The organism is Pseudomonas oryzihabitans (genome assembly GCF_007665395.1).
Taxonomy (GTDB): domain Bacteria; phylum Pseudomonadota; class Gammaproteobacteria; order Pseudomonadales; family Pseudomonadaceae; genus Chryseomonas; species Chryseomonas psychrotolerans_C.
The window spans coordinates 429925-448630 of the sequence record NZ_VDND01000001.1; the positions used below are offsets into that span (position 1 = coordinate 429925).

The 18706-nt window shown below is 66.9% G+C and carries 20 protein-coding genes; 14 read left to right on the forward strand and 6 right to left on the reverse strand.

The genetic code is table 11. From position 1 onward, the window contains the following. Window positions 1-60: 60 nt before the first annotated feature. Both FSV73_RS01960 and FSV73_RS01965 read right to left on the reverse strand, forming a co-directional pair. Window positions 61-564, reverse strand: a complete 504-nt coding sequence (locus FSV73_RS01960) for a DUF1294 domain-containing protein (RefSeq protein ID WP_145003072.1) — start codon at window positions 562-564, stop codon at window positions 61-63. Beyond that, complete coding sequence (locus FSV73_RS01965) at window positions 561-1397, reverse strand: undecaprenyl-diphosphate phosphatase (protein WP_145003075.1); 837 nt, start codon at window positions 1395-1397, stop codon at window positions 561-563. Before FSV73_RS01965 ends, FSV73_RS01960 begins: the two co-directional genes overlap by 4 nt. 267 nt (window positions 1398-1664) lie before the next feature. Here FSV73_RS01965 and pnuC point away from each other — a divergent pair, with 267 nt between their 5' ends. The 5 genes from pnuC (at window position 1665) to FSV73_RS01990 (ending at window position 4323) form a co-directional block, all read left to right on the forward strand. Next, window positions 1665-2228: a nicotinamide riboside transporter PnuC gene (pnuC, locus tag FSV73_RS01970; RefSeq protein ID WP_145004171.1), complete on the forward strand. Its 564-nt coding sequence runs from the start codon at window positions 1665-1667 to the stop codon at window positions 2226-2228. After that, window positions 2225-2752 (forward strand): AAA family ATPase, encoded by a 528-nt coding sequence (locus FSV73_RS01975; protein WP_145003078.1) that lies wholly within the window; start codon window positions 2225-2227, stop codon window positions 2750-2752. The genes pnuC and FSV73_RS01975 overlap by 4 nt, the downstream gene beginning before the upstream one ends. 37 nt (window positions 2753-2789) lie before the next feature. After that, complete coding sequence (locus FSV73_RS01980) at window positions 2790-3344, forward strand: Smr/MutS family protein (RefSeq protein ID WP_145003081.1); 555 nt, start codon at window positions 2790-2792, stop codon at window positions 3342-3344. A 63-nt stretch (window positions 3345-3407) separates the two neighbouring features. Continuing rightward, on the forward strand, window positions 3408-3956 hold the full coding sequence (gene folE / locus FSV73_RS01985) for a GTP cyclohydrolase I FolE (RefSeq protein WP_059229501.1): 549 nt from the start codon (window positions 3408-3410) through the stop codon (window positions 3954-3956). Window positions 3957-4017: 61 nt separating this feature from the next. Next, complete coding sequence (locus tag FSV73_RS01990; protein ID WP_145003084.1) at window positions 4018-4323, forward strand: putative quinol monooxygenase; 306 nt, start codon at window positions 4018-4020, stop codon at window positions 4321-4323. A 555-nt stretch (window positions 4324-4878) separates the two neighbouring features. On the opposite strand, the gene FSV73_RS01995 is transcribed toward FSV73_RS01990, so the two are convergent. Further along, window positions 4879-5427, reverse strand: coding sequence for an adenine phosphoribosyltransferase (locus FSV73_RS01995; RefSeq protein WP_145003087.1), 549 nt, complete (start codon window positions 5425-5427; stop codon window positions 4879-4881). Between the two features lie 208 nt (window positions 5428-5635). On the opposite strand from FSV73_RS01995, the gene FSV73_RS02000 reads away from it, so the two are divergent. Genes FSV73_RS02000 through rbsD form a run of 6 tightly spaced genes read left to right on the forward strand, consistent with a single transcriptional unit; the run spans window position 5636 to window position 11457 of the window. Continuing rightward, complete coding sequence (locus FSV73_RS02000; protein WP_145003090.1) at window positions 5636-6592, forward strand: sugar ABC transporter substrate-binding protein; 957 nt, start codon at window positions 5636-5638, stop codon at window positions 6590-6592. Window positions 6593-6608: 16 nt separating this feature from the next. Then, window positions 6609-8165: a sugar ABC transporter ATP-binding protein gene (locus FSV73_RS02005; protein WP_145003093.1), complete on the forward strand. Its 1557-nt coding sequence runs from the start codon at window positions 6609-6611 to the stop codon at window positions 8163-8165. Then, window positions 8162-9139, forward strand: a complete 978-nt coding sequence (locus FSV73_RS02010; protein ID WP_145003096.1) for an ABC transporter permease — start codon at window positions 8162-8164, stop codon at window positions 9137-9139. The genes FSV73_RS02005 and FSV73_RS02010 overlap by 4 nt, the downstream gene beginning before the upstream one ends. Further along, window positions 9139-10158, forward strand: coding sequence for a LacI family DNA-binding transcriptional regulator (locus FSV73_RS02015; protein WP_145003099.1), 1020 nt, complete (start codon window positions 9139-9141; stop codon window positions 10156-10158). Before FSV73_RS02010 ends, FSV73_RS02015 begins: the two co-directional genes overlap by 1 nt. Then, complete coding sequence (gene rbsK, locus FSV73_RS02020; RefSeq protein WP_145003102.1) at window positions 10148-11056, forward strand: ribokinase; 909 nt, start codon at window positions 10148-10150, stop codon at window positions 11054-11056. The genes FSV73_RS02015 and rbsK overlap by 11 nt, the downstream gene beginning before the upstream one ends. Further along, a complete protein-coding gene (gene rbsD, locus FSV73_RS02025) occupies window positions 11053-11457 on the forward strand; it encodes a D-ribose pyranase (protein WP_145003105.1) in 405 nt (134 codons plus the stop codon). The genes rbsK and rbsD overlap by 4 nt, the downstream gene beginning before the upstream one ends. On the opposite strand, the gene FSV73_RS02030 is transcribed toward rbsD, so the two are convergent. After that, window positions 11454-14327, reverse strand: coding sequence for a sensor domain-containing phosphodiesterase (locus FSV73_RS02030; RefSeq protein ID WP_145003108.1), 2874 nt, complete (start codon window positions 14325-14327; stop codon window positions 11454-11456). The genes rbsD and FSV73_RS02030 overlap by 4 nt on opposite strands. Before the next feature lie 350 nt (window positions 14328-14677). Between FSV73_RS02030 and FSV73_RS02035 the strand changes: the two genes are divergently transcribed. From FSV73_RS02035 to FSV73_RS02045, 3 genes are all read left to right on the forward strand, one after another. Next, on the forward strand, window positions 14678-15190 hold the full coding sequence (locus FSV73_RS02035) for a ferritin-like domain-containing protein (protein WP_145003111.1): 513 nt from the start codon (window positions 14678-14680) through the stop codon (window positions 15188-15190). 40 nt (window positions 15191-15230) lie between these two features. After that, the gene (locus FSV73_RS02040) at window positions 15231-16130 is read left to right on the forward strand and encodes a manganese catalase family protein (protein ID WP_145003114.1); all 900 of its coding nucleotides are present in this window, start codon (window positions 15231-15233) and stop codon (window positions 16128-16130) included. Window positions 16131-16466: 336 nt separating this feature from the next. Next, entirely contained in the window at window positions 16467-16889 is a 423-nt protein-coding gene (locus FSV73_RS02045; RefSeq protein ID WP_260856009.1) for a hypothetical protein, read from the forward strand. A gap of 44 nt (window positions 16890-16933) precedes the next feature. Here the strand turns inward: FSV73_RS02045 and FSV73_RS02050 are convergent, their stop codons facing one another. Then, on the reverse strand, window positions 16934-17533 hold the full coding sequence (locus tag FSV73_RS02050; RefSeq protein WP_145003117.1) for a glutathione S-transferase family protein: 600 nt from the start codon (window positions 17531-17533) through the stop codon (window positions 16934-16936). Between the two features lies 1 nt (window position 17534). Next, window positions 17535-18704, reverse strand: coding sequence for a PLP-dependent aminotransferase family protein (locus tag FSV73_RS02055; RefSeq protein ID WP_145003120.1), 1170 nt, complete (start codon window positions 18702-18704; stop codon window positions 17535-17537). Between the last annotated feature and the right edge of the window lie 2 nt (window positions 18705-18706).

The following is an 18706-nucleotide window of genomic DNA, read 5'->3' on the forward strand; positions in this document are numbered from 1 at the left end:
CAAGGGGCGGCGTTCGCCTGCCAAGCCTAGCCCATCACTCCCGACCGCGCTGCCCAGGCCCTAGAAGAGCGGCAACTGGCGGTGCAGCACGCCCCCACAGAGCACATCGAGCCACAGCAACTGGTGCAGCGCCACGATGGCGAAGAACACCAGGCGGAAGCGCACCTTGACCGTCTTGTGGCGGAAACGCTGCTGGGCGATCAGGGCGCCGGGCCAGCCGCCGAGCAATTCACCCAGGTGCAGCGCCCGCTCTGGCACCCGCCAGCCCTTGTCGCGGGCCCGCTGCTTGTCATGCCGGTAGAGCAGGAAGGTGACGACGCTGGCCAGCAGGTACAACGCCAGCGGCCAGAGCATCCCGCGGCCGATCGCCAGCGACAGCAGGCCGACCAGGGGCAGTACGAAGACCCCGATCTGCAGCAGCAGCAACATGTCCTGGCGGGCGATGGCCGCGCGTTGCTGATAGGGCGTCGGCGCCGCGCCGCGCGGGGTGCTCTTCGACGCCGTGGACTGCTTGGACGCACGAGCCGGCTTGCGCCGGCTCTGGGGTTCCTGCTCGGGCTTCACCCGGCCGCCTTGGCCGCGTGCCAGTCGATCCAGCCGAACTGCCAGGTGGCCAGGATCAGCAGGCCGAAGACAATGCGATACCAGCCGAACACCTCGTAGCTGTGCTTGCCGATGAACTTGAGCAAGGCCTTGACCGCCAGCATGGCGAAGATGAAGGAGGTGACGAAGCCGACGCCGAATACCAGCACATCGCTGGCGGTGAACAGGTGGCGGTACTTGTAGACCGAGTAGACGGTCGCGCCCACCATGGTCGGCATGGCCAGGAAGAAGGAGAACTCGGTGGCCGCCTTGCGCGACAGGCCGAACAGCAGGCCGCCGATGATGGTGGAGCCGGAGCGCGAGGTGCCGGGGATCATCGCCAGGCACTGGGCGCAGCCGACCTTGAGGGCATCGTGCCAGCGCATGTCGTCGACTTCTTCCACGCGGATGCGGTGGGTACGCTTCTCCGCCCAGATCATGATCACGCCGCCGATCACCAGGGCGAAGGCCACGGTGATCGGGTTGAACAGGTATTCATGGATCAGATCGCCGAGGATCACGCCCAGCACGGCGGCGGGCAAGAAGGCGATGATCAGGTTGCCGGTGAAACGTTGGGCATAGGACTTGCGCGGCAGGTCGGTGACGATCTCGAAGATCTTGGTGCGGTATTCCCAGACCACGGCCAGGATGGCCGCCAGCTGGATGATGATGTTGAAGGCGATGGCCCTTTCTCCGCCGAAGCCGATCAGATCGGCGACGATGATCTGGTGGCCGGTACTGGAAATGGGCAGGAACTCGGTGATGCCCTCGACGATCCCCAGAATCAGCGCCTGCAAGGCACTCCATAGGTCCATGGTATTACTCCATCCAAGTGAAACATTTGCAGGTAGCCGGAGCGGCAGGCTCCGGCGGCAACGGGGTTCGAACCGTGACGCTCCGCGGGGCGTAGCCCTTCGCGGTACCCAGGACAACAAGTGCGGCGTGTGGCCGCCCGGCACCTTACCAGAGCGAGACCGGTTGAAGAGACCGATGAACGGCCAATAGGTGCCGTACAATGGCGAATCGAATCTCTCCGGATGTGAAGCATGTCGTTTCTGGAACCCCTCGCCACCTTCATGGGCATGTCCACGGTGGAGCTGGTCGCCGCCGTCCTGGGCATCGTCGCGGTCTGGCTCACCGTGCGGCAAAACATCTGGGGCTGGCCCATCGGCCTGGTGATGGTGGTGCTCTACGTCTGGATCTTCTACGACGTGAAGCTCTACTCGGACATGCTGTTGCAGTGCGTCTACGCGGTGCTGCAACTCTACGGCTGGTGGCAGTGGCTGCGCGGCGGCCAGGAGCATCAGGGGCGGACGGTCACCTCGCTCGGCGCGAAACCGATCGCCGGTGGCCTGGCCGTCGGCGCGGCCGGCAGCGTCCTGCTCGGCTATCTGATGGGCACCCATACCGACGCCGCGCTGCCCTGGCTGGATGCGGCGCTGACCGCCTTCAGCCTGGTCGCCCAGTTCTGGATGGCGCAGAAGCGCCTGCAATGCTGGGCGCTCTGGTTCGTGCTGGATGTCATCTACGTCGGCCTCTTCTACTACAAGGGGCTCTACCCCACCGCCGTCCTCTACGCCGTGTTCGTCGGCCTGGCGGCCTACGGCTGGCGCGACTGGCGCTGGGCGCTGGTGCACCGGCGATGAAGGTCGTGGTGCTGACCGGCCCGGAGTCGAGTGGCAAGTCCTGGCTAACCACCACCCTGAGCGAGCACTTCGGCGCCGTGCAGGTGGACGAATACGTGCGCGAGTACTGCGCGCGGCATGGCACCGAGACCACCCTGGCGGATGTGGAGGTGATCGCTCGGGAACAGCTCCGCCGGGAAGACATCGCCCGCGCGACCGCCCCGCCGCTGTTGCTGCTGGATACCCATCTGCTCAGCAACCTGCTGTGGAGCCGACTGCTGTTCGGCTCCGCGCCCGCTTGGCTGGAACCCGCCCTGCTCGCCCGCCGCTACGATCTGCATCTGCTGCTCGATCCCCGCGGCGTCGCCTGGCAGGACGACGGCCAGCGCTGTCAGCCGGGGCTGGGCGAACGTCTCGCCTTCTTCGAGCGCTGCCGGGAGTGGTTGCAGGCCCATGGACAAGCCACCCTGGAAATCAGCGGTGACTGGGCCGAGCGGCAAAGGGCCGCGCTGGCCGCGGTGCACCTCTTGCTGCACGCGGCCTGACCCCCCGGTAGAATGACGCCCTGTACCGGAGAACGCCATGCACGACGACGATGCCTCTTTCGCTGACTTCACCCGCGGGATCCGTCCGCTCAAGCAGGACCACGCCGACACCGGCAAGCCGCGCGCCAATGCGGGGCAGATCGCCCAGCGCCGGGCCGATGCGATCCGGACCACTGCTAGCATCCGGGTCGATGGCCTGAGCGACGCCTTCGTCATCGATGTCGGCGCCGAGGACGAACTCTACTGGGGGCGCGACGGTCTGCAGGACGCTCAGCTGAGGCGCCTCAAGGGGGGCCAGATCCCCTTCGAGGGCAGCCTCGACCTGCACGGCATGACCGTGGAGAAGGCCCGGGAAACCCTCTGGGACTTCCTCGCCGAGGCGACGCGCCTGGAGATCCGCTGCGTCCGCGTGACCCATGGCAAGGCCGCCCGCCTGGATGGCCGCCGCCCCTTGATCAAGAGTCACGTCAACACCTGGCTCCGCCAGCATCCCCAGGTGCTGGGCTTCACCTCCTGCCTGCCCCGCCACGGCGGTACCGGCTCGCTTTATGTCTTGCTCAAGCGCACCATGCTCGAAGGTCGCGACGAATGAGTCTGTGACTCGGGTGACGTCTCATCCGAGCGCCTTCTTCCTTATCGATAAACAGGAACCCAAATGTCTCTCGAACAGCACTACTCCTCGATTCTGACCGGACTCGGCGAAGACATCGGCCGGGAGGGGCTGGTGGATACGCCCAAGCGGGCCGCCAAGGCCATGCAGTATCTCTGCCGCGGCTACAGCCAGACGCTGGAGGAAGTGGTGGGCGACGCCCTCTTCACCTCGGACAACAGCGAGATGGTGCTGGTCAAGAACATCGAGCTGTATTCCCTGTGCGAGCACCACATGCTGCCCTTCATCGGCAAGGCGCACGTGGCCTATATGCCCAGCGGCAAGGTGCTGGGGCTGTCCAAGGTGGCGCGCATCGTCGACATGTTCGCCCGCCGCCTGCAGATCCAGGAGAACATGACCCGGCAGATCGCCGAGGCCATCGAGAAGGTCACCGGTGCGGCCGGCGTGGCCGTGGTGATCGAGGCGCAGCACATGTGCATGATGATGCGCGGGGTGGAGAAGCAGAATTCCTCCATGGTCACCTCGGTGATGCTGGGTCAATTCCGCGCCAGCGACGCCACCCGCGCCGAATTCCTCAGCCTGATCAATCGCTGAGCCCACCGCGACGTCCGCCGCCCTGGAGGGTCGAATCCCGAAACCTCCAGGAGCCCTGCCCATGCCGGACGTCCATAGCCTCACCCTGCTCAGGGCCCAGCCCGAACGCTCCCCGGCGCTGGGCGCCCATCTGCTGGATCTGGCGCCGCTGGCCCGCCAGGACCCTGGCTGCCTGGACTACCAGGTATTCCAAGGCAGCGAAGACGGCGATCTCTGGGTGATCCAGGCCCGCTGGGCCTCGGTGGCGGCCCAGGACGATCACTTCAACCAGCCGCACACCCTCGCCTTCCTCGACGAATTGCCCAAGCTGGCGGACGAGGTGGACCTGTATCCGCTGGAGCCGAGAAGTCCGCTAGCGGGGCTTTGATAGGCCCTCAGGCGACATCAATCGCGGCCATGGGCCGCTCCTACAGGCCTGGTAGGAGCGGCCCATGGCCGCGATAAAGCCACTCAGCGGGCGCATGACCTCATCAATACTCCGATAGAACGTAGGGTGGAAACGGCGCAGCCTCGTCCACGGACCGGCCTTGGCACCAGGTGGAAAACGCTGCGCGGTTTTCCACGCTACGGGCCTGGCTGGTAACGCCTGTACCCGATCAATAGTCGGATAGCGCGAAGCCCATCGGGGCGAAGGTGAGGATGCCAGACTCGTAGGGTGGACAACGGCGCAGCCTTGTCCACGGACCGGCATTGGCACCAGGTGGAAAACGCTGCGCGCTTTTCCACGCTACGGGCCTGGCCGGTAACGCCTATACCCGATCAATACTCCGACAGCGCGAAGCTCGTCGGGGCGAAGGTGAGGATGCCAGACTCGTAGGGTAGACAACGGCGCAGCCTTGTCCACGGACCGGCCTTGGCACCAGGTGGAAAACGCTGCGCGGTTTTCCACGCTATGGGCCTGGCTGGTAACGCCTATACCCGATCAATACTCCGACAGCGCGAAGCTCGTCAGGGCGAAGGTCGGGATGCCAGCGGCTTCCAGGCGCTTGGAGCCGCCCAGCTCGGGCAGGTCGACGATGGCGGCGGCTTCATGGACCTCGGCGCCCAGGCGGCGGATCAGGTTGCCGGCAGCGACCAGGGTACCGCCGGTGGCGATGAGGTCGTCGACCAGCAGCACCGAATCACCTGCGCCGACGCTGTCCTTGTGCACCTCGATCACCGAATCGCCGTACTCGGTGCTGTAGACCTCGGTCAGCAATTCGGCCGGCAATTTGCCTTGCTTACGGAACAGCACCAGCGGCTTGCCCAGTTCGTAGGCCAGGATCGGGCCGATGAGGAATCCCCGTGCATCCAGCGCCCCGACATGGGTGAAGGGCGCCGCGCGATAGCGCTCCAGCAGGGCCGTCATGACCGCGCGCAGACCCTCGGGCGACTGGAACAGTGGCGTGATGTCCCGAAAGATCACCCCCGGCTTGGGAAAATCGGGCACGGCGCGGATGAGGGATTTCAGGGCGGATTCGGAAAAGGACATGGCAGAGACTCTCGGACGCCGGGCGCCTGGTTGAACACGATTGCGCAGTATACCGGGGCCTACCCGGCCAGGGCCAACCAGCCGTCCAAGCTGGCTGAATCGATTCATGTAGTGCCTGCGATTGACAGCTACCAACGAAGCGGACATTCTCGCTGTCGCGCAAACGTTTGCGCGACCACAAGAACCATAAGAATTCGGAGATTCCCCTATGCTGGCCTTTCGTCCTGCCCGCCTGCTGGCGGCTATCGCTCTCACCTCCGCTTCGCTGATCCTGCCGCTCACCGCCAGTCATGCCACGGCCGCCGAAAAGCCCAAGGTCGCGCTGGTCATGAAGTCCCTGGCCAACGAATTCTTCCTGACCATGGAAGACGGCGCCAAGACCTACCAGAAAGAGCATTCCGCCGATTTCGACCTGATCTCCAACGGAATCAAGGACGAGACCGACACCTCCAGCCAGATCCGTATCGTCGAGCAGATGATCGTGTCCAAGGTCGACGCCCTGGTCATCGCCCCGGCGGACTCCAAGGCGCTGGTGCCGGTGCTGAAGAAGGCCAGCGACGCCGGCATCAAGGTGGTCAACATCGACAACCGCCTGGACCCCGAGGTGCTCAAGTCCAAGTCCCTGGACATCCCCTTCGTCGGCCCCGACAACCGCAAGGGTGCGCGCCTGGTGGGCGAGTACCTGGCCAAGCAGCTCAAGCAGGGTGACCAGGTCGGCATCATCGAGGGCGTCTCCACCACCACCAACGCCCAGCAGCGCACCGCAGGCTTCAAGGACGCCATGGAAGCCGCCGGCATGAAGATCGTCGGTGTGCAGTCCGGCAACTGGGAGATCGACAAGGGCAACGCCGTCGCCGCGGCCATGCTCAACGAGTATCCGGACCTCAAGGCCCTGCTGGCCGGCAACGACAGCATGGCGCTGGGCGCCGTCTCCGCCGTGCGCGCGGCCGGCAAGAAAGGCCAGGTGCAGGTGGTCGGCTACGACAACATCAAGGCCATCCACCCGATGCTGAAGGACGGTCGCGTCCTCGCCACCGCCGACCAGTTCGCCGCCAAGCAGGCCGTGTTCGGCATCGAAGCCGCGCTGAAGCTGGTCAAGGGCGAGCCCACCGGGGCCAAGGACGGGGTGATCGAAACGCCGGTCGAACTCGTCACCCAGCCCTGAGCCGAGGAGAGCCCCCATGTCGTCCGAGGTCATCCTCAGCGCCCGTGGCATCGGCAAGACCTATGCACAGCCGGTACTCGGCGGCGTGGACCTGGAGTTGCGCGCCGGCCAGGTGCTGGCGCTCACCGGGGAAAACGGCGCCGGCAAGAGCACCCTGTCCAAGATCCTCTGTGGCCTGGTGCAACCCACCACCGGTGAGCTGAGCTTTCTCGGCCGAGCCTATGCCCCGGGCAGCCGCCGCGAGGCGGAGGCCCAGGGCGTGCGGATGGTCATGCAGGAACTCAATCTGCTGCCCACCCTCACCGTGGCGGAAAATCTCTTTCTCGACCGCCTGCCCCGCCGGCTGGGCTGGATCGACCGGCGCCAGCTGCGCGAACAGGCGCGGCTGGCCATGGCCCAGGTCGGCCTGGAGTCCATCGACCCGGACACCCCCATCGCCGAACTGGGCGTGGGTCACCAGCAGATGGTCGAGATCGCTCGCAACCTGATCGGCGATTGCCGGGTGCTGATCCTGGACGAGCCCACCGCCATGCTCACCTCCCGCGAGGTGGAACTGCTGTTCGAGCAGATCGAGCGGCTGCGCGCCCGGGGCGTGGCGCTGGTCTATATCTCCCATCGGCTGGAAGAGCTCAAGCGCATCGCCCAGCAACTGGTGGTACTGCGCGATGGCCGCCTGGTGGCCGATGCGCCCATGGCGCACCACGACATCGACCAGATCGTCAGCCTCATGGTGGGTCGCGATCTCGGCGAGCACCTGGACATGGGCGAGCGCCGCTTTGGCCCGCCGCTGCTGGAGGTCAGCGGCCTCAATCGCGCCGACAAGGTCCAGGATGTCTCCTTCAGCGTCCGCGCCGGGGAGATCTATGGCATCTCCGGCCTCATCGGGGCCGGTCGTACCGAACTGCTGCGGCTAATCTTCGGCGCCGACCGCGCTGACTCCGGCGAGGTCCGCCTGGCCGGCAAGCCGGTCGACCTGGGTTCGCCGGCCAAGGTCGTGCGCCAGGGTATCGCCCTGATCACCGAGGACCGCAAGGGCGAAGGCCTGCTGCTCAGCCAGCCGATCAGCGCCAACCTGGCCCTCGGCAACATGGCCAAGGTCGCCCGGCAGGGCCTGGTCAGCGGCACCCGCGAGGCGGCCCTCGCCGAGCGCCACATCAAGGGCATGCGCATCCGCTGCAACGACGGCGCCCAGCCCGTGGGCGAACTCTCCGGCGGCAACCAGCAGAAGGTGGTAATCGGGCGCTGGCTCGAACGTGACTGCCAGGTGCTGCTGTTCGACGAACCCACGCGCGGCATCGACGTCGGCGCCAAGTTCGAGATCTATGGCCTGCTGGCCGAACTCACCCGCCAGGGCAAGGCCCTGGTGGTGGTGTCCAGCGACCTGCGCGAGCTGATGCTGATCTGCGATCGCATCGGCGTGATTTCCGCCGGCCGCCTGGAAGCCACCTTCGACCGCCATGACTGGGATCAGGAGCGGCTGCTGGCCGCCGCCTTCGCCGGCTATCGCTCTCGCGAAGCCCTGCTGGAGGAACCTGTCCCGCCGCAACCCCTTTCTCAGGAAGCCATTCGATGAGCAGTCTTCCCGTCACCTCCTCCCGGCGCGCCTTCGGCCTCGGCCTGGGTACCTACGTCGGCCTGGCCGCTGCGCTGCTGGCGATGATCGTGCTGTTCTCCGCACTGAGCAGTCACTTCCTGTCCTATGCCACCTTCACCACCCTGGCCAACCAGATCCCCGACCTGATGGTGCTGGCGACCGGGATGACCTTCATCCTGATCATCGGCGGCATCGATCTGTCGGTGGGTTCGGTGGTGGCCCTGGCCGCCGCCGTGGTCAGCGTCGCCACCCTGGAGTGGGGCTGGGGCATCCTGCCGGCGGCGGCCCTGGGCATGCTCTGCGCGGCCCTGACCGGCACCCTCACCGGCAGCGTGACCGTGGCCTGGCGCATCCCCTCCTTCATCGTCTCCCTGGGCGTGCTGGAGATGGCCCGCGGCGCCGCCTACCAGCTGACCGATTCGCGCACCGCCTACATCGGCGATGCCTACGCCTGGCTGTCGACGCCTGTCGCCTTCGGCATCTCGCCCTCCTTCGTCATCGCCCTGCTGGTGATCGTGGTCGCCCAGCTGCTGCTGACCCGCTCGGTGCTCGGGCGCTACCTGATCGCCATCGGTACCAACGAGGAGGCGGTGCGCCTGGCGGGCATTAATCCCAAGCCCTACAAGGTCATCGTCTTCGCCCTGATGGGGCTGCTCGCCGGCCTGGCCGCGCTGTTCCAGATCTCCCGCCTGGAAGCCGCCGACCCCAATGCCGGCGTCGGCCTGGAACTGCAGGTGATCGCCGCCGTGGTGATCGGCGGAACCAGCCTGATGGGCGGGCGCGGCTCGGTGATCAGCACCTTCTTCGGCGTACTGATCATCTCGGTGCTGGCCGCGGGTTTGGCGCAGGTCGGCGCCAGCGAGCCGACCAAGCGCATCATCACCGGTGCGGTCATCGTGGTCGCGGTGATCCTCGACACCTACCGTAGCCAGCGCGCCAAGAGACAGGGCTGATGGCCACCATCAAGGATGTCGCCGCCCGCGCCGGCATCTCCTACACCACGGTCTCCCATGTGGTGAACAACAGCCGTCCGGTCAGCCCGGGCGTGCGCGCCAAGGTCGAGGCCGCCATCGCCGAACTGGGCTACGTGCCCAGCGGCGTCGCCCGCTCCCTGCGCAGCCGGGCTACCGGCACCTTCGGCGTGTTGGTCCCCAACGCGGTCAACCCCTACTTCGCCGAGCTGGCCCGGGGCATCGAGGATCACTGCGAGCGCCAGGGCTACAGCGTCATCCTCTGTAATTCCGACGACGATGCGGACAAGCAGCTGAGATACCTGCGGGTGCTCAAGGAACGCCGGATCGATGGCCTGGTGGTGGCTACCGTGGACGGCGATCCGCGCTTCGCGCGCGCCCTCGCCGGCCTGCGCATTCCCCTGGTACTGGCCGACCGGCCGCTGGACGGCGTCCAGGCCGCGCACATCCGCGTCGATCACCACCAGGGCGGCCTGCTCGCCACCCGCCACCTCCTGGAACTCGGCCATCGCCGGATCGCCTGCATCGGTGGCCCGGCCGACTCCCCGGTCGCCAGCGAGCGGATCAGCGGCTTCCAGGAGGCCCTGGCGGAAGCCGGCCTAGGCCCTGGCGCCATCCAGCGCTGCCCCTTCACCGCCGCGGCCGGTCATGCCGCGGCGCGCGAGTTGCTCGCCCGGGCGGAGCGCCCGAGCGCGATCTTCGCCGGCAACGACACCATCGCCCTGGGCGTGCTGCGCGCCGCTGCCGAGCAAGGGCTAGCCGTCCCCGGTGAGCTTTCCGTCGTAGGGTTCGACGACATCGAACTCAGCCGCTATCTCTATCCAGCCCTGACCACCATCGGCCAGTCGATCCGCGACCTCGGCGAACGCGCCGCTCAGCTCCTGCTGGCGCGCCGTGAAGCGGTCGGCGGTCCTTCCACCCACGACATCGCCGTACCCCGGCTGGTGCTGCGCGAATCCACCGCAGCGCCTTCTGCTCTGGAGACTTCCCATGCACCCTGACGTCGTCGTCATCGGCAGCCTCAACATGGATCTGGTGGTGCGCGCGCCGCGCCTGCCCAAGGGCGGCGAGACCCTCGCCGGCCACACCTTCGCCACCGCGCCCGGCGGCAAGGGCGCCAACCAGGCGGTGGCGGCCGCGCGGCTGGGCGCCCGGGTCGCCATGATCGGCTGCGTCGGCGCCGATCCCTATGGCGAGCTGCTGACCCAGGGCCTGCGGCAGGAAGGCATCGATTGCCGGGCGGTCTCGGTGGCCGCCGAGGTGCCCACCGGGATCGCCTCCATCCTGGTGGACGACCAGGGCCAGAACGCCATCGTCATCGTCGCCGGCGGCAACGGCGAGCTGTCGGCCGCGCACCTGCAGGCCCAGGAAGCCCTGCTCGACCAGGCCAAGCTGGTGATCGCCCAGCTGGAGGTGCCACTGGCCACGGTGGGCGCCGCCCTGGCCCGGGCCCATGCCCTGGGCAAGACGGTGATCCTCAACCCGGCCCCGGCCACCGGCCCCTTGCCGGCCGAGTGGTACGCCCACATCGATTACCTGGTACCCAACGAAAGCGAAGCCAGCCTGCTCACCGGCCTGCCGGTGGAGAACCTGGCGCAGGCCGAGGCGGCCGCGCACCAGTTGCTCGCCGCCGGTGCCCGCCAGGTGCTGTTGACCCTGGGTAGCCAGGGCCTGCTGGAAGTCAGCGCCGACCTTTGCCGCCATCATCCCGCCACGCCGGTCAAGGCGGTGGACACCACCGCCGCGGGCGATACCTTTCTCGGCGGTTTCGCCGCCGGCCTGGCCGAGGGCCTGAGCGTCGCCGACGCCATCGCCCTCGGCCAGCGCGCCGCGGCCATCGCCGTCACCCGTCCCGGCGCCCAGCCGTCCATCCCCACTCGCCAGGAACTCGCCCCGTGAAGAAGACCGCCCTGCTCAACATCGCCCTATCCCAGGCCGTGGCCAGTCTCGGCCATGGCGATCGGGTGGTCATCGGTGATGCCGGTATGCCGGTGCCACCAGGCACGCCCCTGGTCGATCTGGCCGTGACCCCGGGCGTTCCCACTTTCGTCAGCGTGCTCCAGGCGCTGCTCAGCGAGATGCAGGTGGAAAGCCACGTGCTCGCGGAGGAAACCCTCACCGCCCAGCCACCGGCGCTGGCCGAACTGGAACGCCTGACCGCGGACGGCGCCCTGGGGCCACGGCAGCTGGTCAGCCATGCGGAATTGAAGGCGCTTTGCCAAGGCGCCCGGGTGCAGATCCGCACCGGTGAGTGCCAGCCCTACACCAACCTGATCCTGGTCGCGGGCGTCGCCTTCTAGCCCGTGGCGCTGGCCAGCAGGCGGCGGGTCGCCAGCAGCTCCAGCGGCCGGGCGAAGTGATAACCCTGGGCGTGCCGCGCGCCCATGTTCTTGAGCAGCTGCAGGGCCTGGGCGTCCTCGACGCCTTCGGCGACCACATCCAGGCCCAGGGATTCGGCCATCCGCACGATGGCCCGGACGATGGCGACGCTGCGAGTGCTCTCGGCCAGGCGCAGCACGAAGGACTTGTCGATCTTGAGCCCGCGAAAGCGGTATTCGTGGACATAGCCCAGGGACGAGAATCCCGCCCCGAAATCGTCCAGCACCACCGAGACACCCTGGCGGTCCAGGGCTTCCATGGTGGCCTTGGCCCGCTCCGGCTCGGCGACCAGGGCGCCCTCGGTCAGCTCCAGGCAGATGCGCGAAGGCGCCACCCCATGGGCCGCCAGGATGCTCAGCACCTCGTCGGCGAATTCCGGGCGGACGATGCTGTAGCTGGAGCAATTGACGTGCACCACCGGCCAGTGGGCCTGGGCCGGCTCGGCGAGGATGGCGGCGATGCGTGTCAGCATGTAGGTGTCCAGCCGTCCGATCAGGCGCAGGCCCTCCAGTTCGGGCAGGAAGGCGCCGGGCGCCAGCACGCTACCGTCGGGCTGCCGCCAGCGGATCAGCGCTTCCAGGGCCGCCACCCGCCCGGTCATCACCTCGATGATGGGCTGGAAGAAAGGCTCCAGTTCGTCGCCATTCTTCAGCGCCTTGCGCAGGGCGCCCTCGCGCACCACCTGGTCGGACACCACCTGGCGCAACTCCTGGTTGAACACCGCGAAGTTGTCGCGCCCGCCCTGCTTGACCCGGTACATGGCCGTGTCGGCATCGCGTAGCAGATCGTCCGGCTGGCGATGCAGGGCCGGATCGGCCACCACGATGCCGATGCTGCAGGACGCGAACAGGCTGTGGTCATCGAATACCAGGGGGCGGTCGAAGGCCTCGATGATGCGCTGGGCGATGGCCACCGGCGACGCCAGGCCACCGCCGGGCACCAGGATGGCGAATTCGTCGCCGCCCAGCCGCGCCAGCAGGTCGCCTTCCCGCAGGCAGCTGGATAGCCGTTGCCCGGCAGCGACCAGCAGCAGGTCACCGAAGGGATGGCCGAACTGGTCGTTGATCCGCTTGAAGCGATCCAGGTCGAGGAACATCACCGCCAGACCGGCGCCGTCGCGTTCCAGCGCCGTCCACAGCTCGCCCAGGCGTTGCTGGAAGAAGCTCCGATTGGGCAGGCGGGTCAGGGCATCGTGGTTGTTCTCGTACAGCAGCCGGGCATTGGCGTCATCCAGCGCCTTGGTCCGCTCCTGCACCCGCACCTCCAGCGCCTGGCGCGATTGCTGGATGGCTTCCGCGGCACTGCGCCGCGACAGGGCGGTGTCGATATGGCGGGAGACGAAGGTGAGCAGCTCCTGGTCGCGGCGGCTGTAGCGGACGTCCTCGCGATAGCTCTGCACCGCCAGCACCCCGCGCACCTGCTTGCCGTCGTAGAGCGGGATGCCCAGCCAGGAATAGGCTTCGGGCGTGCCCTCTACCGGGGTGATCTCACCTTGCTCGATCAGGCGGTGCGCCTTCTCGCGATCGATCAGGCAGGGACGCCGCTGGCGGATGGTGTACTCCGTATAGCCCCGGCTGTGGCGCCGGGCCACCGGTGCGGTGTGGCGGCGCTCGTCGGCGAAGTAGGGAAAGCTCACCTGGTCCGAGGCATCGTCGTACAGGGCGATGTAGAAGTTGTGCGCATAGAGCAGTTCGCCGACCACCCGGTGCAGTCCCCCGAGCAATTCGGTCATGTCGGTGCTGACGCTGGACAGCTCGGCGATGCGGAACAGCGCGGCCTGCAATTGTTCGGCGCGCTCGCGTTCGGCGATCTGCTCGCGCAGTCGGGCGTTGAGCTCGGAGAGTTCCTGGGTGCGCAAGCCTACCGTGGCCTCCAGATCCTCGCGCCGCAGGATGCGGTCCAGGGCCATGGCCACGTCCCGGGCGATGACCTGGAACAGCGCCTGGTCCTCGCTGCCATAGCGGCGCTCGCGATCGTAGACCTGCAGGCTGAGCACGCCGAAGGTCCGGTCGGCGCCGTCCTTGAGCGGGATGCCCATCCAGAATTCCGGCACCGTGCCCTGGCAATAGTAGGGACCCTGTGCTTGCGCCACCTCGATGACCTCGCGGGGCACCAGCAAGGGCTCGCCATGCAGGAGGACATAGGCCGTCATGCTCGGATGGTCGCGCTCCAGCCGCTCGAAGGAGCCCGGCTCGGGCGGGCTCTCGTCGCGCTGGTCGAAGTAATAGGGATAGTGGATCCGGTCGGCACCGGGATCGAGCAGCGCCAGGCAGAGGTTTTCCGCATCGATCAGCGTCACCAGCAACTCATGGGTGCGCTGCATGAACAGTTGGCGATCCACCGTCGAACTGGCCAGGTAGGTGATGTCGTAGAGCACCTGCTGGATGGCCTGGGTACGCTGGAGTTGCAGGCGCTGCAGCAGGAAGCCGAAGCGCAGGGCCAGGGCGGCGAAGTCGGTCTGGCCATCGGGTCGGCCGAGCAGCCACCCCAGTGGCGTCGGACCGCCTCCGGTGGGCAGGCAGACGAGCGTCGTATCGGCGCGGTAACGCGCCAGGTCGTCGTCGTCGAGCAGGGCCGGCCAGGCGCTCGCGGCATTGCCTTGCGCCAGGCGACACCAGTTGCCGCGGCGCTGGTACCAGGCCCAGTCCGCTGCCGCGGCTGCCTCGCGCAGGCGCGCGATGACCTCCTCCGCCTCCAGCCCCAATACATTCGGATCCGGCCAGCAGCCCACGCGCGATGGCGACGATTCGGTCAGGCCCGCGCCTGGCTGCTGCTCCTCAGGCCCCTTCATGCTGAATCCCTCCCGTGCATTCGCCGAATCCTGACACAGAAGCGGGGGCCACCGCCAAGTACGGGGTGAACGGTGCCTCCCGGGGGGCGAACGGCAAAGATATGACTAAAACCCGAACGGGTGCGACAAAACTTATACAGCCGGAACAGCGCTGTCCAACAAATCCCGGCGCCAGACAACCTGCCGCCGCTCGGCTTGTAGAACAAAATCCCGGGGCCTTTCCCATCGATCCGAAAGACCCGCAGCGCGCGAATCTCTGCCTCGCTCAGGCCTACTAATAATCAGACAGAACGCGATCTGACGCGGCCTTCGGACCCTTAGTCAGCGCCTTACCGAGCAGGAGTTTCGCCATGACAGCCTCCAAGCAAGACAACCTCATCGATTGGCTGCGCGATGCGCACGCCATGGAAGAGCAGGCCGAAAAGATGCTGTCCGCCCAGGCCGCCCGCCTGGAGCACTATCCGCAGTTGCGCCAGCGCATCGAGCAGCACATCAAGGAAACTCAGGAGCAGCGGCAGGTGATCGAAGGTTGCCTGAGCCGCCTTGGTGGCAGCCCCTCCACCCTCAAGGACATGGGCGGCAAGCTGATGGCGCTGGGGCAGGCCATCGGCGGGGCACCCATGAGCGACGAAGTCATCAAGGGCGCCATTGCCGGCTATGTCTTCGAGAACATCGAAATCGCCACCTACACCGTGATCATCGCTGCCGCCGCGGAAATCGGCGACAGCGAAACGCAGCAGGCCTGCGAACGCATCCTCGAACAAGAGAAGGCCATGGCGGCCTGGTTGCTGGACGACCTGCCCGCCACCACCCGCGCCTTCCTGGAACGCTCCGCCGACCCTGACCTGACCGCGAAGCGCTGAACTGACCGTGATCCACCCGTGACTAGCCCCTGGAGGTTACATGTTCGTCCATAACAAGCGACTGCAATACACCGTGCGCGTGTCCGAACCCAACCCCGGCCTCGCCAACCTGATGCTGGAACAATTCGGCGGCCCGCAAGGCGAGCTCGCCGCCGCCATGCGCTACTTCACCCAGGCGATAGCCGAGCTGGACCCGGGCCGCAAGGACATGCTGTTCGACATCGCCACCGAGGAGCTCAGCCACCTGGAGATCATCGGTTCCCTGATCGCCATGCTGAACAAGGGTGCCAAGGGCGACCTGGCGGAAAAGACCCAGGCCGAGGCGGACATGTACCGCTCCCTGACCGGGGCCGGCAACGACTCCCACGTCACCCAGGTGCTCTATGGCGGGGGTCCGGCGCTGGTCAACTCGGCGGGCGTGCCCTGGACCGCGGCCTACATCGACACCATCGGCGAACCCACCATCGACCTGAGATCCAACATCGCCGCCGAAGCCCGCGCCAAGATCGTCTACGAGCGCCTGATCAACGTCACCGATGACCCCGGCATCCAGGACACCCTGAGCTTCCTGATGACGCGCGAGATCGCTCACCAGAAGTCCTTCGAGAACGCCCTGCACTCCATCCAGCCCAACTTCCCGCAAGGCAAGGTGCCGCCCCGCCCGGAATTCGCCAGCGTCTACTACAACCTGTCGCAAGGCGAAGGCGATGCCCGCGGTCCCTGGAACCAGGGTCAGGATTGGGAATACGTCGACCAGCCCGGCCCTGCGGTGGACGGTGGCGACAGCCTGCCGAGCGTCAAGCTGCCATCGGTGCAGGCCAAGGCCGTGGAGCAACTAGCGACCCGGACGATGTCCGATCCCACGGCGGCGCCCGTCACCGGTGCCGATCTGGGCTCGGGCCTCGCCAAGCAACTCGACAAGAACCGCCTGGAAGAGTGATCTCCCGCCACGCCGCCCGCCCGGGCGGCGTTCTTTTACCTGCTTCCGACCTTCCGTCGGCAAGAGGAATTAATTCTCCTCCCCTGAAGAACCTGGCCAATGGCCATCGGTCCTACTGCCGTCATCGTAGTAGGGAAAACCCTGATGGAAGATTATCTGCTGGCCTTCGCCATGGTCGCCCTGACCGCACTCTTCATAGGTCTTACGACCGTTGGTCTGGTGGAGTTCACCTGATGGCGCTTTGCCGCCTCGGACGCTGAACATTTGCCAAAAGGCGCAGTCTGCCGCTGTGCATTGATGCCATCACGTTGTACCGACGTAGTCAGGGACGCCACCATGAAACGCCACGCTTACGCCCTCGCCCTAGCTGCAGCCGTCGCTGGCAGCAGTTCCGCCTTCGCCATGGACCAGGATGCCCTGCAATTCGAGCAGGCCAGCATGACCGCCTTCAAGAGCTGCGCGAACAAGGCGGTGATCGCCGGTACGCGCATCGGTGACACGGCGCGTTTCTCCGACACCGACAGCTGCGTGAGCCTGGCGTTGTCGCAGATCGAGCCGACCTACCAGAAAGCCCTCACCTCGCTGCAGAACAACGGCACTGCCCGGCGCTGCCTGCAGACCTACTACAGCAACTGGTTGACGCTGATGAAGTCGCTGCCCGAGCTGCAGTCCAGACCGCCGTCCTCGGTGCTGCTGACGGCCAACGGTGGGGAGCGACGCCTCAACCAGTACTGGCAGTTCGTGGTCAGCGCCCGCTAGCCCACCCAGGGGCGCATGGGGAGCCTGGCTCCCCATGCGCCCTTTCAGCCGATGGCGACATGGCCTGGTTGCGCCGCGACGTGCCCCAGCCAGCGGCGGATCGCCGGGAAACCATCGAGATCGAAGCCGCCTTCGTGGGCCACGTGGGTATAGGCGTAAAGCGCGATGTCGGCGATGGAGTAACTGTCTCCCACCAGGAACGGCGTGCGCTGCAGCTGCTGTTCCATCACCCGCAGGGCCTTGTAGCCGCGCACCTGGCAGGCCTGGTACTCCGCCAGGCGCTCCGCGGGCATTCCCTGGTAGAGCTGGATGAAGCGCGCCACCGCGACATAGGGCTCATGGCTGTATTGCTCGAAGAACTGCCACTGGAGCACCTGGGTGCGTAGACGCGGCTCGCTGGGCAGGAACCTCGTTCCCTCCGCCAGGAAATTGAGGATGGCGTTCGACTCCCAGAGACAGGTGCCATCCTCCAGTTCCAGCACCGGGATCTTGCCGTTCGGATTCTTCGCCAGGAGCGCCGGGCTCTGGGTCTCCCCGGCGAGGATGTCGACGTCGTGCCAGCGATAGTCCACACCCAGCAGGTGCAGCATCAGCACGACCTTGTAGCAGTTGCCGGAACGGCGATCGCCGTAGACCTGATACATCCTAGAACTCCTTCTGCGTGGAGGTTGCGCTGCGGATAACGCCCGCCAGACGTGCCAAACCCGTATCGAGACGCTCGGGCTGCACATGACTGAAGTTGAGTCGCAGCAGCCCGTGGTGGCCATCGGGTTCGGCGAAGAACGGCTCGCCCGGCATGAAGGCGACGTCCTGGGCCAGGGCCGCGTCCAGCAGGGTGCGGGTATCCAGCGGAATCTTCAGGCGCAACCAGAAGAACAGGCCGCCCTGGGGCACCTGCCAGTCGGCGAGATCGCCGAAGTGGCGACTCAAGGCCAGCGCGAAGCCATCGCGGCGCTCCCGGTAGAAGGCCCGTACCTCCGCCAGGTGGCTGTCATAGCGTGCCGATCCCAGCCACTGCAACACCTGCCACTGGCTGATGCGGCAGGTGTGCAGATCGGCGGCCTGCTTCAGCGCCCGCAACGGCTTGAGCAGCTCTGGCGAGGCGATCAGATAACCCACCCGCAGGCCGGGCAAGAGCGTCTTGGACAGAGTACCGGTGTGGATCCAGGCGCTGCGTTGCAGCTGGGCGCACAGCGGCAGTGCCGGGGCCCCTTCATAGTTGAGTTCGCGGTAGGGCTCGTCCTCGACCAGGGTCACGCCGAATTCGTCCAGCAAGGCGGCCACGGCGGCGCGATTGGCCGCCGAATAGCGCACCCCGGACGGATTCTGGAAGGTCGGGATCAAGTAGGCGAAGGCCGGGCGGCGCTGCTCCAGGCACCGGCGCAGCTCGTCCAGATCCAGGCCTTCCGGCGTCAGCCCGACGCTCAGGCAGTCGGCGCCGAAGAACTGGAAGCTCTGCAGGGCGGCCAGATAGGTGGGCCCTTCCACCAGCGCCGGGGTGCCCACGTCGAGATACAGCTTGGCGACCAGGTCCAGCGCCTGCTGCGACCCGGTGGTGACCAGCACCTGCTCGGCGGTGCAGTCGAGACCGTAGCGACGAGCCTGGGCGGCGATGGCCTCGCGCAACGCCGGCTCGCCCTCGCTCATGCCGTACTGGCCCAAGCCTGCCGGCATCCCGCTCCAGTCCACCTCGGGCAGGCAGCGCTCGGCGGGCAGGCCGCCGGCGAAGGACATCACCTCCGGACGCTGCGCCGCCGCCAGGATGTCGCGGATCAGGCTGCTCTTGAGTCGGGTCACCCGTTCGGAAAATGCCATCT

Coding starts and splice junctions, on each gene's coding strand:
- FSV73_RS01965 (WP_145003075.1), bottom strand. CDS start 1,397: ATGGACCTATGGAGTGCCTTGCAGGCGCTGATTCTGGGGATCGTCGAG.
- pnuC (WP_145004171.1), top strand. CDS start 1,665: ATGTCCACGGTGGAGCTGGTCGCCGCCGTCCTGGGCATCGTCGCGGTC.
- FSV73_RS01975 (WP_145003078.1), top strand. CDS start 2,225: ATGAAGGTCGTGGTGCTGACCGGCCCGGAGTCGAGTGGCAAGTCCTGG.
- FSV73_RS01980 (WP_145003081.1), top strand. CDS start 2,790: ATGCACGACGACGATGCCTCTTTCGCTGACTTCACCCGCGGGATCCGT.
- folE (WP_059229501.1), top strand. CDS start 3,408: ATGTCTCTCGAACAGCACTACTCCTCGATTCTGACCGGACTCGGCGAA.
- FSV73_RS01990 (WP_145003084.1), top strand. CDS start 4,018: ATGCCGGACGTCCATAGCCTCACCCTGCTCAGGGCCCAGCCCGAACGC.
- FSV73_RS01995 (WP_145003087.1), bottom strand. CDS start 5,427: ATGTCCTTTTCCGAATCCGCCCTGAAATCCCTCATCCGCGCCGTGCCC.
- FSV73_RS02000 (WP_145003090.1), top strand. CDS start 5,636: ATGCTGGCCTTTCGTCCTGCCCGCCTGCTGGCGGCTATCGCTCTCACC.
- FSV73_RS02005 (WP_145003093.1), top strand. CDS start 6,609: ATGTCGTCCGAGGTCATCCTCAGCGCCCGTGGCATCGGCAAGACCTAT.
- FSV73_RS02010 (WP_145003096.1), top strand. CDS start 8,162: ATGAGCAGTCTTCCCGTCACCTCCTCCCGGCGCGCCTTCGGCCTCGGC.
- FSV73_RS02015 (WP_145003099.1), top strand. CDS start 9,139: ATGGCCACCATCAAGGATGTCGCCGCCCGCGCCGGCATCTCCTACACC.
- rbsK (WP_145003102.1), top strand. CDS start 10,148: ATGCACCCTGACGTCGTCGTCATCGGCAGCCTCAACATGGATCTGGTG.
- FSV73_RS02030 (WP_145003108.1), bottom strand. CDS start 14,327: ATGAAGGGGCCTGAGGAGCAGCAGCCAGGCGCGGGCCTGACCGAATCG.
- FSV73_RS02035 (WP_145003111.1), top strand. CDS start 14,678: ATGACAGCCTCCAAGCAAGACAACCTCATCGATTGGCTGCGCGATGCG.
- FSV73_RS02040 (WP_145003114.1), top strand. CDS start 15,231: ATGTTCGTCCATAACAAGCGACTGCAATACACCGTGCGCGTGTCCGAA.
- FSV73_RS02045 (WP_260856009.1), top strand. CDS start 16,467: ATGAAACGCCACGCTTACGCCCTCGCCCTAGCTGCAGCCGTCGCTGGC.
- FSV73_RS02050 (WP_145003117.1), bottom strand. CDS start 17,533: ATGTATCAGGTCTACGGCGATCGCCGTTCCGGCAACTGCTACAAGGTC.
- FSV73_RS02055 (WP_145003120.1), bottom strand. CDS start 18,704: ATGGCATTTTCCGAACGGGTGACCCGACTCAAGAGCAGCCTGATCCGC.